9 protein-coding genes and 1 pseudogene are annotated in these 12,982 nt (G+C 53.1%); 7 read left to right on the top strand and 3 right to left on the bottom strand.

Going from position 1 to position 12,982, the window contains the following annotated elements; translation table 11 throughout:
- Positions 1-239: 239 nt before the first annotated feature.
- Together ACHUEV_RS10975 and ACHUEV_RS10970 are read left to right on the top strand one after the other, a co-directional pair.
- Complete coding sequence (locus tag ACHUEV_RS10975) at positions 240-5,327, top strand: Ig-like domain-containing protein (RefSeq protein ID WP_394179771.1); 5,088 nt, start codon at positions 240-242, stop codon at positions 5,325-5,327.
- Positions 5,287-5,943, top strand: a complete 657-nt coding sequence (locus tag ACHUEV_RS10970) for a hypothetical protein (protein WP_394179769.1) — start codon at positions 5,287-5,289, stop codon at positions 5,941-5,943. Before ACHUEV_RS10975 ends, ACHUEV_RS10970 begins: the two co-directional genes overlap by 41 nt.
- Before the next feature lie 149 nt (positions 5,944-6,092).
- Here the strand turns inward: ACHUEV_RS10970 and ACHUEV_RS10965 are convergent, their stop codons facing one another.
- Positions 6,093-6,338, bottom strand: a complete 246-nt coding sequence (locus tag ACHUEV_RS10965; protein ID WP_394179768.1) for a recombinase family protein — start codon at positions 6,336-6,338, stop codon at positions 6,093-6,095.
- Between the two features lie 87 nt (positions 6,339-6,425).
- Here ACHUEV_RS10965 and ACHUEV_RS10960 point away from each other — a divergent pair, with 87 nt between their 5' ends.
- From ACHUEV_RS10960 to ACHUEV_RS10940, 5 genes and pseudogenes are all read left to right on the top strand, one after another.
- On the top strand, positions 6,426-6,806 hold the full coding sequence (locus ACHUEV_RS10960; protein ID WP_394179766.1) for a hypothetical protein: 381 nt from the start codon (positions 6,426-6,428) through the stop codon (positions 6,804-6,806).
- A gap of 701 nt (positions 6,807-7,507) precedes the next feature.
- Positions 7,508-8,023 carry a hypothetical protein gene (locus ACHUEV_RS10955; RefSeq protein ID WP_394179765.1) on the top strand — a complete coding sequence of 172 codons (516 nt, stop codon included), beginning with the start codon at positions 7,508-7,510 and terminating at the stop codon, positions 8,021-8,023.
- Positions 8,024-8,120: 97 nt separating this feature from the next.
- A complete protein-coding gene (locus ACHUEV_RS10950) occupies positions 8,121-8,561 on the top strand; it encodes a hypothetical protein (RefSeq protein WP_394179763.1) in 441 nt (146 codons plus the stop codon).
- Positions 8,562-8,581: 20 nt separating this feature from the next.
- Positions 8,582-9,028: pseudogene (locus ACHUEV_RS10945) on the top strand (YaeQ family protein); the annotation flags it as partial.
- Between the two features lie 408 nt (positions 9,029-9,436).
- Positions 9,437-10,633: a Mu transposase C-terminal domain-containing protein gene (locus tag ACHUEV_RS10940; RefSeq protein WP_394179761.1), complete on the top strand. Its 1,197-nt coding sequence runs from the start codon at positions 9,437-9,439 to the stop codon at positions 10,631-10,633.
- A 511-nt stretch (positions 10,634-11,144) separates the two neighbouring features.
- Here ACHUEV_RS10940 and ACHUEV_RS10935 read toward each other — a convergent pair.
- On the bottom strand, positions 11,145-11,951 hold the full coding sequence (locus ACHUEV_RS10935; protein WP_394179759.1) for a sugar phosphate isomerase/epimerase family protein: 807 nt from the start codon (positions 11,949-11,951) through the stop codon (positions 11,145-11,147).
- Entirely contained in the window at positions 11,948-12,961 is a 1,014-nt protein-coding gene (gene iolG, locus ACHUEV_RS10930) for an inositol 2-dehydrogenase (protein ID WP_394179757.1), read from the bottom strand. The genes ACHUEV_RS10935 and iolG overlap by 4 nt, the downstream gene beginning before the upstream one ends.
- Between the last annotated feature and the right edge of the window lie 21 nt (positions 12,962-12,982).

Here is a 12,982-nt window from a genome sequence, read left to right as displayed (position 1 = left end):
ATAATCGCCACTTACTGATAAAGTAATACTTATTGATGACAGGCGTAGTAATCTACGGCAAGTTTGTACAAATTTGTTTCTAACGCGAGAGCCACATGCCCTGACCAAACCAAACTTTATGCTTGTGAATTCAAGTATCTGAAAATCAGCACAAACCGTCCTGAATGAAAACTGACCGTAAATTGAGTCAGAAAATTAAGCCCAATTATTTTAGTCAAATCTCTTAGATGGGGATCCAAATGGATAATCACTCTCCCGCTGCCGATCTTGTGTCAATGTCTGGCGCGACGCATGTCGCGATCTCGAACGGATCTTGGTTCGATCCAGACACTTGGCGTGACCGCGAAGTACCCGGCGCAGACTCTAAGGTTTTCATTCCGACGGGCGTTGATGTTTCGTATGACGGGATGTCCGAGGAGAGCGTTTTTTCTGTTGGGGTTATGGGTGAGCTTCACTTTGCGACGCAAAGTGACACAAAGCTAGTCGTTGATACGATGGTTGTGGGCCACACGGGCAAGCTGACTATCGGTACTGCCGATGCTCCTGTCGCTGAAGGCGTCAATGCAGATATTGTGTTTGCAAACAATGGGGCGATTGATGTCAATTGGGACCCTAGTTTGCTCAGCCGCGGTTTGGTGGCGCTGGGAGAAATTGAAGTTCACGGTCAGGAAAAGTCAGCGCACCATAAAGCGCTCACTGATCCAATGGCGGGCGATACGACGATTACCTTGGCCGAAGTTCCCACCAATTGGCAGGTTGGTGATACGATCGTCATCGCGGGTTCACGCTATGATGGTCATAAATGGGATCAGGACATTCGTGCCGTTCGCTATCACGAGTCCGAAGATGAAGTACGTACGATCACAGCAATAGACGGCGATACGATCACGTTTGATTTGGCGTTAGAGCACGATCACGATTCCCCACGCGCGGATCTCAAAATTTCGGTGGCGAACTATTCTCGCAACGTGACCTTCTCGTCCGAGGAGGGGGCCGCAGTTAACGAGCGCGGGCATGTGATGTTGCATTCGCGTGAAAGCGACATCCGCTACGCGGCTTTTGAAGAACTTGGCCGAACCGACAAATCCTTTGATGCGAAAGCTGTCAGTGTGTTTGGGGATGACATTCAGTCAGATAGCAACGTGCAGGGGCGGTATTCGCTGCATTTCCACAGCAACGGTGTGGATGATGCGGACAACCCTGCGATGGCTGTCGGGAACGCTGTGTTTGGGTCCCCCGGTTGGGGGCTGGTGCACCATAATTCCAATGTTCTAGTGCACAATAATGCGACGTTTGACACGTTCGGCGCAGGTTTTGTCGCCGAAACAGGGAACGAAATTGGAACTTGGACAGACAATATCGCGATCAATGCTGAAGGCGTTGCTTTCACGAATCCCAAGAACACGGTCGATCTCGACCTGTTTGATATGGGCCGGACGGGCGATGGATTCTGGTTCCAAGGCCGGCTCGTACATGCCGAAGGCAACGTTGCTGCAAGCGTAACTCATGGGTACACATATTTTCATCGAGGTCCGCGCACAGACGATCCGAGCGTCCGCGGGAACATCAATTTAGAGAATGGTCAGTTTGAGCTCGCCGATGCGCTTGATGGGAAAGGATCAATCACCATTGATGATGCGCCGATCCTTACATTCCACAATAACGAAACCTTTGCTTCGCATCAGGGTTTAATCGTCGTTAAGGCCAACCCAAATCAGGGACACGATATCCATAGCGAATTCTCTGAGTTCACGGCGTGGTCCGTGCAAGTTGGCGCGGAGCTTGAGTATACGGCGCATTATGTTCTTACCGATTTCGATTTGGTCGGCAAGGAACCCACCGCATTTTCAAACGCGTTAAACGGAATACAAATCGGCAACAATGCCTCTGACATCGTTATAACAAATGCAACGATCGACGGTTTTAACCGTGCAGGAATTGATTTGTCGCATCATTGGACGAATGATGAACTCACGCTGGACATGAAACAGTTCTTTATCGTCAATCCAGAATTCAAGAACCTTGGCGATGACGCAGAAGAAATTGCAGGTTACCTGCCTGAGTTTGATACTCTTATTGAAGGACAAGTTATCACGCCGGTGCCTGTTAGCATCGCATTGGATGAAACGCTGGTTTACAACGGAGCGCATGATGTGCCCGGCGGTCGGACGGTCCAAATTCGGGGCACGAAGACAGACAGTCTAGGTCAAACACCGATCCCAGCAGGTGATGACAGTTACAATTTAGGTCTTAGTCAGGTGGTCCATATCTTGGAAACTGATGGGTACTACAGCACTGCAGATGGCCAGAATGTTTTCTTTGCCCAGCAGTATTATTCAGACCGACTAACAGGTGAAATTTACAAATTTAGTACCCCGGTATTCATCGATGACAATGTACAGTTGGGGAATGAATTCTTTAGTTACCGCGACGCTGTTTACCGAGGTGAGGTCGACCTCAATAACGCAGCGCCTGTGGCCGCAGATGAAACAGTTACAGTTGAAGGCAACCAGGACAGCATCCTTAATTTACTAGCGAACGACGCTGATCCCGAGGGAAATGATGTGGTTATTGATGGCATCACCCCGCCGAAGCACGGACAAATTTTTGACAATGGTGATGGCACGATCACATATCGTCCCACGCAGGATTACACGGGGACCGAGACCGTCAAATATTGGGTAACGGACGGGGCTGGTAATGTATCAGAAGCACGCCTGACGATTACAACAACTGCTGCTGATGCGGTTTCTCCAACACCGGGTGGTGCGCCCGGAATAACAACAGATAGTGTACCTGAAATGCAAAGTCTGGATGGTTTGGCTGATCCGACAATTGCTTATGGTCTTGGCGGTCTGTCTGACTGGTCAACGGGTATGGTTTTTCTGGATATCATGAAGTCATCTCGCGGCTTAGTCGGGCACACCGACCAGTGGGGCGCTTTTTCCAATGAGCAACTGTCAGAGGCGGGATACCTCGACGAAAATGGGTGGCCGACAGAAATTCCGGAAGAAATCGACTCTATTGGAACAATTTGGGCTTGGTCGGACACCAATGACAATGAAGGTGTTCGTGCAACGCGTGCCGGCACATATGTTTTGGAGTACGAAGGCGAAGGTGAGTTCAGACTCGGTGGAGATGTTGAGATCATCAGCCACGAAGGAAACAAAATTACATTTGAGGCTGGCGGCAACACGATTTTTCTCAATATTTCAGAGACGGACCCGAATGGCACCGGCGATCACCTTCGCAATTTCACGATGATCAAAGAAGAACACCTCGACCTTCACGAAGCGGGTGCAATTTTCAATCCCGATTGGCTGGATGTGATCGAGGACACCCGTGCAATTCGCTTTATGGACTGGATGGGGACGAACAACTCCACCATCAGTGAGTGGAGCGAGCGCGGTATGATCGACAACCAGACCTGGACGGGTGGTCAGCCTCCTGTTGAGGTGATGGTCGAACTGGCCAACCAAATCGGCGCGGACCCTTGGTTCACCATGCCACACCTCGCCACCGAAGAGTACATGCGCGAATTCGCCACCTACGTCCGCGACAATCTTGACGAGGGTCTGAAGGTCACTGTCGAATACACGAATGAAGGTTGGAACTGGGCTTTTCAGCAGACCCAAGAGTTATTGGCCATGGCCAAAGAAGAGTTTGGCGAAGAACTCGGCAGAAACGTCAATTCCTATTACGCCTACAAAGCTACTCAGATGGCATTGATATGGAAAGAAGTCTTTGGCGACGAGGCCGAAACACGTCTAACCACGGCACTTGGCGTCCAGACCGGCAACGAGTTCACACTTCCATCAATCTTGAATGCGCCAACCTGGGAACAGGCTGATCCCGAGAACTATCAACGGCCCGCAGATGTATTCGATGCGATCGCAGTGACCAGCTATTTTGGCAGCAGCATCATGTCCAACGAAGAAAATCGCAACGCGCTTGCTGCGGCGATTGCGGATCCTAATGTCGATGCAAATGCATGGCTGACAGCCATGCTTCGTGACCCAGAATACAGCGGCTCGGTTCCAAGCAAAATTGAACAGCTGAAAAGCCTCAAGAATATCATTGCTGAAGATGGACTCGAGCTTATCCTTTACGAAGGCGGACAGCACGTTCACCACCTGTTTGCAATCGACGACAGCGCTGCAGACTTTGAGACATTCCTAGCCGAGTATGTTCGCTCACAGGACATGGCTGATCTCTACCAAGATCTCTGGGATGGCTGGATGGAAGTTGGTGACGGTCCCAACATGCAATTTGGCGATGTTGGCGCGTCCAGCAAATATGGGTCGTGGTCGCTGCGCACTTGGATTGGGGACACAAACCCAAGGGCTGAGCTGATTGATGAGTTGAATGAGACAACACCAAACTGGTGGGGTGGCCGATCTGGAGAGGCGTTTCAGCAAGGCAAAATTCTTACTGGGGACAATCTGAACAACAGTCTTGGGGGCACCAAGGCTGAGGATTTCCTAATTGGTCTTGACGGTGACGATGTTCTCTACGGCTTTGACGATGATGATGGCCTGAATGGCGGCGATGGTGACGACATTCTTTGCGGCGGCACTGGCAATGATCGTATCGTTGGTGGCGAAGGCAATGATATAGCCATCTTTGAAGGCAACTTGGCAGACTACAGTTATGTAGCTGACGGAGAAGCGCTCATTGTTACGCATCTTTCGACCGGTGACATCGATAGGTTAATTGATGTCGAAACACTAAGCTTTGCTGATATTGAACTGGACGTATCTAGCGGCACTATCACGCCAATTGAGCCAACACCGGATCCAATCATGGTTGATGGTCCAGCCGCATTGCGCGACGCCATTGAACAAGCAAATGGTGGTGAGACAATTATCGCTGCGAATAGTGACGCCGATTACGTGGTCGATCTTGCCCAAGCAACCGGTGCTTCTGGCGTGGCTACGCTTACGGATAAAGAGCCCCTAGACCCAACCAGTAGTGAGGATCTGACCGTGGTCTTTGCGGGGTCCAATGGTCACGACCAACTGGCGGGTGCTGGCGGTGCTGATGTCATTGTCGGAGGCAAAGGGATCGACCGCATGTTTGGTGGCGATGGGGCGGATATATTTGTGTTTTCTCAGGGCACTGAATTGGACATTGTCTATGACTTTACTGACGGGGTTGACCAAATCCGGTTAGATGGAATGGATTTTGAAGATGTCACAATCACCGAATATCGCGGCACAGGCGCGTTGTTGGAAACAGACAGTGATCGCATGATCTTGCGTGACGTGGATCACGAAAGTCTAACGATTGACGATTTCATCGTCGCTGCTGATCCTCTCACATTTTAAAGACATAAACGGACAAAAATTAATGAAAAAATCTATCTCGCGTATTTGTGCAAGCTGCCTCGTTCTTTCAGTTATGGCTTGCGGCGAAACCAGTGGCGATGACAGCGAGCCCGAAGCAACGACCTTTGCCGAACTGAATGCGGAGGCAACTGCAATGTCATCCCAATATTTGGATGATGAAGGTGGGGTCGCGCCTGGCGCTTCCCCAACAACGAGTGACCTTCCCGATTCCGGTAGTTCCGCATATGTTGGCTTTCTTCATGGGGACCTCGGCACAGGTGGGATCGTCTCCGAAGTTACTATGAATGTGAGTTTTGGAACTGACGAAGTAACCGGTACGGCATCAAATTTCATACATGAAACAGATGGCGCAATGGACGGTCAATTGACCGGGACTGGTAATATAGATCATTCAGGTTCGCCCACCTTTTCACCCTTGACCCTGACGCTGTCAGGACAGCTGACGCACGCGGGTACGGTAGTCGATAGCGACATTGCACTGGACGGTGACTTCTTTGCCCATAACGGTGACGATGTAGGCGCTATCGCAGGAATGGCAGAAGGAAATATTGGTGACACCGCCATTGAAAATGGCGTCTTTGCGGTGGAAAAATAACGGGATCGGTGCCACCAAGTCGCGGGTTCGTGCCATTTTAACCCGCTGGAAACCGGGTATTTACGGCGCACCATGATGCCCCGGCTGAAATCAAGGCGGTCACAGCGAAGCAGGAGATAAGTCTATCACTACTGTGTTTGTAATCGCATTTACTCAAGTTGGGGTGAACGAGTATGTCGTTCTAGTGCTTGTTCCGTACCCATCGGCTTGAGATCCTTCGTTTTGCCAGCATCAGAATAGGTTTGGACTACCTTGTAGCCGCGTTCTTCGGCATATCGCTGGATCGGCTCTGCTTGGTTTTCGGTTGAGTACCGCTGGTGCTCGGTCGACATACGAACGTATTGGGCTGCGTTCCGGCGTGTTTCTTCGTCCGATTTGTTTATTGGCCAACTCAATGACGTGGCCCTCCATATTCAAATTCGTAATTTTGCGCAGCTGTTCTGCGATTCCTTTCACGAACCTATCGGAAGGGAGACGGAAACATGTTTCATAAAAAGGGCAACAACTTTCATGGACGCAGCCAGGATCTGGTTTCGGCTGTAGAATATCGAGAGGTAGTTAGGTCTGCGCTAACCTATGAACTGGGTGGCGCGGGGCGGGCGGCGAAAGCAACGATAAAGTGGACAGGAGTAAGTGAAAGGACCGCAAAGAACTGGATAGCGGGTTCATACGGCCCAAGTGGTGAGCATTTGATCGGTTTGATGAAGCACTCGGATAGTGTGATGGACGTGGTTCTGGAATTAGCTGGACGCCATGAGACTTTGGCAATGCAGCGCGTAGAGATCGTGAGACGGGAACTCAGAGAGGTATTGAAGGTATTGGACCTGATCTGTGCTGCTGACGATGCTTCAAGTGAAACCTAGCGACAAACAAAGCATATTTCGGTTTGTATGCCCTGTATCAAGAAACCGAGTTTTCTCATTGATCGATTGAAAGGATTTGGGTTCTTCGAGCAGTCAGTGTTGGGCAAGGCCGAGAGGAATTTTCGGGCGCGAAGACGTATCATTTGGTTGAGATCTATTGAGAGTTGCCGTGGGTTGGGGGTTGCAGCACTTACTTGTTCGATGAGTTGCAGGTTATATGTCGGGAAATGGCAAGTTAGATGTCGTCGCTATCAGGAAGCCCCACAAAACAAGGGGGGGGCAGCAGCAAAAAGTGTCACCTTATGTGTCGTTCCAGAACTGTTGTCTTTGCGGGCATAGTTATGCCAAAACCCCCAGTTTTGTTTGCCACGAAACGGGATTAGTTTTGCCATAGGCATCTAATGTACTGAATTATAAAGGTTTTGGCCGAATGTGAAATTTTGGCCAAAACAGACCAGAAAGCGTGAACTGGCGGCGCAAAAGACATAAGGCATCAAGAAGATTGCCGTGTCACTGCATCGCACACCGAGGCTACTGGGGTAAAGAGCTGCAAATTTTGTGGCGTCGATACACTATATAACCCCATCGGCTGGCTTCCCACCTGATTTCCAGATCTTGCGCGAGCCCTCTTTTGAGGCCGCGAAGATCCGGAAACTCTGGTGAGGCCAAACCAAACTCAACAAATGCCAGACCGATAGACAATGCTGCTGCTACAGCGTGTCTGGCAAGATTGCCTTTTGAAAGGAGGGAATGGGCTTCTTGAGCTGCCGACTGGCGCAGCACTTTTCGGGATGACACCGATGACTTTCTATAGAGCTTTCTATTCCAAACAACCTTGTCGTAAACTGGTGCACGTCCGCCGATTTCTCCGGAATCATGGGACCGCTTTGGCTCTGGCTGCGCACAGGCTTGGTGGCCCGGCGGCCAGTGCCCGCGTGTTCCTACTCTGTGAAGCTGTACGGCACACGCGGCGGTTAACACGGGCTCAAAGCAGCCAACTTGTGGACTTTCACAAGTTGCTGACGCTGGAGCACGTCAGCTATCCGGATCGTATTGAGTACGGCCTCTTTGCTCAGATAAATCCCGCCTCAAGTTTTGTTGATGAGTGCTGCTTGCTGTCCGAGAAATTAGACTCGTTGCTTCGGAAAATCGCTGAAACCGATCCGGCGGGGGACGGCATTACCTCAGCCTTCCAGAAAATCTCGCAAGCTGCGTGATCCTCTAGGGCCGGCCCATGCAGGGTCGGCTGTCTTGAAGGGGCGGCCATCCCGGGTGCCCCAATGAACGACAATTAACTCAAGGGGTATCACGACGATGCACGTGCTTTACAACAAACAGAACATGGATGATCTGGCAGCCGAGGCCGTAGGCTTGGGCAGGCAGGTCGCCGAGCGGGCCAAGGCGCTTCACCTTGGCGACACCGCAAAGGATGTTGCTTTCGTGTCGCGCTGCTTTGCGCGCCTGAAAGATCGCCAACCCTTCGATGAAGGGGATGAAGGTGGTTTCGACGCCGTCATGGATATTTTGGAGCGCAGTATTGCTTCGGAATTCCTGGGCAGTGAAGAGCAGTATGAGGAAGCCGGCTACGATGACTTCGGCCCTCGCGGTGAAACCCGTGATACACCAGTCTATTCCGACCGCGGAAATGAACTTATCGAGCTGCAATACCTGTTTCAGGATTTTCTCAACTGCCGCGACGGTGTACTCGACCATGTCGCCGCACACCGCTGTTTGCTTGATATCATGGGCAGCTAAATGAAAGAAGAACACCCCGAGCAGAGACGGATGAACGATTGATGGTGCGGCTCTTATCATTTGCGCTCAATGCCCATGAACATCTGGAATTGATCAAAGGCCTTTCGACGGATGATGAGCCGGATATCTGGCAAAAAAGCCTGAGCGGAGAGCTTGATGTCTGGGTGGCTCTGGGGCTGCCGAGCGAGAAGGTGATGCGACAATCCTGTGGTAAGGCCGACAAGGTGATCGTCTATCCCTATGGCGGCCGGACGGCCGAGGTATGGTGGGACAAGGTCAAGAACAGCACCACTCGGTTTGATAATCTTCAGGTGGTGAGATTTCCCGAGGCAGACACAGCTGCATTGGCCAAGCTGGCAAGCCGCGCGATGAAAATTCAGGTCAATGTCTAGGATGGCGAAGTGATGGTCAGCGCTGAAGAGGGAATTGTCTACGTGACCCCGACAGAATGGAAGGGTGCCGTGTAACCTTTGGTGCCTGTCTCAAAGACGGTTCAAAGGAACACAGGTACGCCGCCGCGCCTTCAGCCCGTCGGTGATAAAATCTTTCGATGAGGTGTAATGATGCCTGCCAAAAGGCGCAGCGATCGCTGTGCGCGGCAGTTCACCTCAAATTGGTTTTGGGCAGCGGTCGGGAACCCTGAGATATTCCAGGCCCCGACATCTGCATAACATAACAGGATGGTTTGGTTTATAGGCTGTCCTCCTTTGGGGGTGGCTTGGGTTTCGGAAGCTGCCATGGTCAGCTTTCTGGGACGGATGTGAGCGCGTGTAGAGGGTCTCGGAGCTCAAATTCAGGCGGCTTGCGCCTGTCGATCATCGCGTGTGAGATTGATCAAATCTCGCAGCGCGCTGCTTTTCAGCGATGATCTTTGAATGTCTTGCATTGCTCAGCCGATGTGGCCGATGGAACCTAATACCTCCTTTCTGCATGCAAGAGGTTTTCCCCGCGACGGCTGCGAAATGCTGCACATCTATCTTGATCAACAGATGAATACGTTCGCCGCAGGACGGAAACCGGTTTTTCAAAGTCGGGTGATTGTGAGCGACAAGGGGGCCTGGGCAGATGAGACGGGTGCACTCTCGCCATGGTCGATGGCAGTTAAGCCGGAGAGCTTGGTAACGGACAACGGTCCGGCTTTCAAATCGGAAGCGTTTACAAATTGCTGCCTCGACCTGCGCATCCAGGCATTGCGGACACATGCGGGTGTTCCCGGAATGCGCGGCACAGGGGAGCGGATTTTCGGCACTTTGAGTACTGACTTGATGCCCCGCCTGGTCGGACGCACATTCTCCAACTCAATCGAACGCGGCGACTATAAGTCGGAAGGCAGGGCTTGCCTGGATGCCGAGGATGTTGCTTTTGTTTTGGTTCGCTGGGTTGTCGATATCTACCATAATTCACCACACAGCAGTCTTGGTGGCCGCACGCCATTGGAGCAGTGGACCGAGGACATGGAAGACGGCAACTTCCCACTGAGCGCTTTGCCGGATCGCAACGCCAAACGACTGGCCTTTGGCAAGCGTTTTGAGCGCAAGGTTTCGCAAGAAGGTGTTGTGCTCATGGGGGGCCGTTACCAGAGCCCCGAGCTTGCGATGTACTTCATGGGAGTGCAGCCGAAGCTGGTGAACATCCGCTGGGACCCGGAAGATATTGGCGCAATCAGCGTCTATCTTGATGGGGCATGGCATGTCGTGCCGTCAGCACATGACCGCTTCGAGGGGATGCATTTTCATGATTGGGTGAAAGTCCGCCGGGCGCTGCGTGCCAAGTCCGCGTCGCGCAAAGCATGGAACCAGGAAGTTGTGTTCAACGCAGTTGATCAGATTGAAGGCTTGGTCAAGGATCGTGCACTGGCGTTCAAGGTCATTGATACGACGATCAGCGACAAGCAGTTTGAGAAGATTGAGGCAGACCTCTTTTCGTCGTTCCGCATGGATGACACGCAGCGGCTGGTCGACGAAGGTGAAGGGCCTGGGCACGTGATTACGCCGCGTGCGCCGGACGCAGATATGGCTCCCAAGGGGGGGGAATGCACCTGTGAAATCCGCCGTGGTGAAATCCTCGCCTGATGTGGTGCAAGATGTGGATAAGGCAGGCACCTCCGACACGATGCGCAAGCCTGGGCCTGCTGTGGCGAAGTTCGGTCTGCCGCCCAAACGCCAGGGTTGATGTCCGCTGATTACTTTCGAGAAGGCCCCCATTGTCCCAGACAATGGGGGCCTTTTTTGTAGCGCCGAATGCCGCGGTTCAACAATGCGAAAAATGATCCTTCACGAAGTCCGAGGTCTGGCTGTTTGTAAAAATTTTACGTTAAAGGCGCACACGATTTCACCCGTAGAGAGGGCGGGGAGCAGTCATTTGCTGCACCCGCACAATGAAGTGTATAACGTCGGGATTCCGGACGCCCGCCAAAGGTCTTAAAAAGCGCTGCGGAATCTACTAAGGGAGCAATGCGCTTTCGGAAACGCCATCTCAATCTCGGAAAAGCACGCGGAAGGAAGAATTACTTCGCCGATTGCTTGGAGACCGTCGATTTGCTCGCGAAAGGACGCTTAGTCGAATCTTCGATAGTAACGTTGATCAGGCGCGCGCGGTTCGCAGCCAGTCGGCACTATCCTTCAACTGCTTCTCGATGATCGCACGGAAACCTTCCCCTTTGTCGGTTGAAAACGGATTGGGTCCCGGCGCGCTTGTTTCCAGAATGACTGGGCCCTCATAGCCGATATCGCTGAGAGCAGCGATCTGGGCCAAGAAATCCGTATGGCCGCGCCCAATACCTTCGCGATTGCTGTCGGCTGCATGATAGAGGCCCAGCTTGTCGCCCGCACGGCGGAGGGCCGCTGCGGGGTCACGTTCTTCAATGTTCATGTGATAGGCGTCGGGGAGCAGTTTCAGATTGTCGGCACCGACCTCAGCGAGAAAGGCGAGCCCTTCGGCCACCGTGCGGATCTGGTGAGTCTCGTAGCGGTTCAAAATCTCGAACACGACATTCTGGCCCTGCGCTGCGGCCAATTCACAGATCGCGCGGGTCGATGTGATGAGATGGGCATCCTCTTCGGCCTGAGTGGATATCGGAGCGATGCGGGTCACCTGCCCATGACATGAGATCAGCGGCCCTCCCAACGCAGCGGCGAAATCGACAAGCCTGCGATAGTAGTCGTGCGCCTTATCCCGAACGGCAGCGTCGGGATGCGAGATATCCGCATCCCCCGGGGTGAGCGAGAAGACTTCGAGCCCATGATCTCCCAGCACCGCCAGCACCTCTTGCGGGTCGAGCGATATATCGCCGAAAAGTTCGACCCCGTCGAGGTCCGCACGTTTGATCCGCGCCGCCGTATCCGCAAGAGGTTCGCCGCCAAAGATCCAAGTGCAGCAGCCGATTTTCATGCTGCAGTTCCCGTCATGTCTGCGGTGAGCGCCACAGTGCGACCCGCTTTGAGTGAGAGATTGGCTGCTTCGGCAAGGGCCAGAGCGTTTACGCCGTCCTGGACTGTGGCGGGCATGGCCGTGCCGTTGGTCAGTGCGTCAAGGAAAGCGGCCCATTCGGTTTCATAGGCGCGCATGTAGCGTTCAAGAAAAAACAGCTGCGGTTTGGCAAAACTTACTCCGGCAATGGTCGATTTGCTCACCGTCGTCTCAAGCTGGTTGCCGACCGAAAGCATCCCGTCAGAACCAAGCAGTTCAAGCCGTTGATCGTAGCCAAAGACGGCGCGGCGCGAATTGCGGATCGTGGCGATGCGTCCGTCTGCATAGTGCAGGATGACGACTGCGGTGTCGACGTCGCCCGCCTCTCCGATTGCGGGGTCGACGAGGCAGGAGCCGGTGGCAGTGACCTTTTCCGGCAGGCCGAACAGCCAGCAACACATGTCGAAGTCGTGGATCATCATGTCGCGGAACAGACCGCCCGACACCTTGATGTAGCTGACAGGCGGCGGCGCCGGATCGTAAGATGTCACGGCCAGCAGCTCGCCCTTGCCGATTTCACCGGCAACGAACGCCGCCTTGAGCGCGGCAAAGTTGGGATCGAACCGGCGGTTGAAGCCCATCATCACCGGCTTGCCCGAGGCTGCGACACCGGCGCGAACCTTGAGCGCACGTTGCAGATCCAGATCAATAGGCTTTTCGCAGAATACAGCCTTGCCTGCCGCGACACCACGTTCGATGAGGTCCGCATGGGTATTGGTGGAAGAGGCGATAAGGATGGCGTCGATACTTGCGTCAGCCAGAATTTCGTCCGCGGTTAGCACCTTGATGCCATGTTCTGCGGCAAGCGCATGCGCGGCATCCTCCATCACATCGGTGACGGCGACAAGTTGCGCCCGCGGGTCGGATTTGATCGAGGCGGCGTGGACCTTGCCGATGCGGCCAGCGCCAAAGAGAGCGACGTTAAGGGTCATGTTAGTCCTTTCGGGATGAGA

The organism is Yoonia maritima, assembly GCF_043641945.1.
GTDB lineage: Bacteria > Pseudomonadota > Alphaproteobacteria > Rhodobacterales > Rhodobacteraceae > Yoonia > Yoonia maritima_B.
Note: the sequence above shows the minus strand (reverse complement) of the source record. Positions and strands in the feature narration are given on the sequence as shown.

Excerpts from the sequence above, each read along its gene's own strand:
- ACHUEV_RS10935 (WP_394179759.1), bottom strand. The coding sequence starts at position 11,951 with ATGAAAATCGGCTGCTGCACTTGGATCTTTGGCGGCGAACCTCTTGCG.
- ACHUEV_RS10975 (WP_394179771.1), top strand. The coding sequence starts at position 240 with ATGGATAATCACTCTCCCGCTGCCGATCTTGTGTCAATGTCTGGCGCG.
- ACHUEV_RS10940 (WP_394179761.1), top strand. The coding sequence starts at position 9,437 with ATGTCTTGCATTGCTCAGCCGATGTGGCCGATGGAACCTAATACCTCC.
- ACHUEV_RS10955 (WP_394179765.1), top strand. The coding sequence starts at position 7,508 with ATGCTGCTGCTACAGCGTGTCTGGCAAGATTGCCTTTTGAAAGGAGGG.
- iolG (WP_394179757.1), bottom strand. The coding sequence starts at position 12,961 with ATGACCCTTAACGTCGCTCTCTTTGGCGCTGGCCGCATCGGCAAGGTC.
- ACHUEV_RS10950 (WP_394179763.1), top strand. The coding sequence starts at position 8,121 with ATGCACGTGCTTTACAACAAACAGAACATGGATGATCTGGCAGCCGAG.
- ACHUEV_RS10960 (WP_394179766.1), top strand. The coding sequence starts at position 6,426 with ATGTTTCATAAAAAGGGCAACAACTTTCATGGACGCAGCCAGGATCTG.